Origin of the sequence: Streptomyces sp. NPDC002130, assembly GCF_040296465.1 — a bacterium.
Classification (GTDB): Bacteria; Actinomycetota; Actinomycetes; order Streptomycetales; family Streptomycetaceae; genus Streptomyces.
In genome coordinates, this window is sequence record NZ_JBEOXI010001324.1 from 1 (window position 1) to 1,006 (window position 1,006).

At 64.1% G+C, this 1,006-nt stretch carries 2 protein-coding genes; both read left to right on the forward strand.

Annotated features, from left to right (window positions below):
- On the forward strand, nt 1–699 hold a 699-nt coding region (locus ABT116_RS50670; protein ID WP_351648709.1), incomplete at its 5' end, for an enoyl-CoA hydratase-related protein.
- A 44-nt stretch (nt 700–743) separates the two neighbouring features.
- On the forward strand, nt 744–1,006 hold a 263-nt coding region (locus tag ABT116_RS50675), incomplete at its 3' end, for an AMP-binding protein (RefSeq protein WP_351648713.1).

Here is a 1,006-nt window from a genome sequence, read left to right on the forward strand (position 1 = left end):
CCGCTCACGGCGGAGACCATGCGTGAGGTGACGGCTGCCCTTGTCGAATTGTCTGTAGACGAGCGCGTGCGGGTCGTGATCGTGCGCGCCGAAGGCCCGGTGTTCTCCGCCGGACACGACCTGACGGAGATGATCGGGAGAACCCTCGAGGACGAGCGGGCGATCTTCGACGGCTGTACCGAGATGATGGAGACCGTACAGCGGATTCCGCAGCCGGTGATTGCCGCAGTCCAGGGCCCGGCTATCGCGGCGGGCTGTCAGCTGGCCGCGTCGTGTGATCTGGTTGTTGCTGCGTCGAATGCTGTCTTCGGCACGCCGGGCGTCAAGATCGGACTGTTCTGCTCGACGCCCATGGTGGCGCTGAGCAGGGCAGTAGGGCGCAAGCGCTCGATGCAGATGTTGCTCACCGGGCAGACGATCGACGCCGGCACCGCTGCGGACTGGGGTCTGGTGAACTTCGTCGTCACGCCCGGAGAACTGGACCGGCAGGTGCGCGAACTGGCCGCCAAGATCACGACGGCCAGCCCCTTGACGGTGAAGATCGGTAAGCAGGCGTTCTATCGCCAGATCGATCTGCCGCAAGCGCAGGCGTACGAGGCGATGGCGGAAACGATGGCAACCAACGCCGTGACCTGCGACGCTCAGGAAGGCATGCAGGCCTTCGTGGACAAGCGAAAGCCCGAATGGCGCAATAAGTAACGATCGCTCTTCCGGTTTAGTTGGACGTCCTATAACCTGAGCGAATGAGCCTGGATCCACGCACCAACACCGTCGACGGAGTGCTTCGGCGCTCGGCAGCCAAGTACCCCGACCGCGTAGCCGTCGTCTTCGAAGATCGCACTCGCACCTACCGCGAACTCGACGACGCGGTGACGCGGGTCGCGGCCCACTTGCTCGGTCTGGGCCTCGAACACGGCGACCGCGTCGCGGCATACGGAACCAACTCCGACGCCTATGCGATCGGATTCCTTGCCTGTGCGCGAGCAGGTTTGGTGCATGTTCCGGT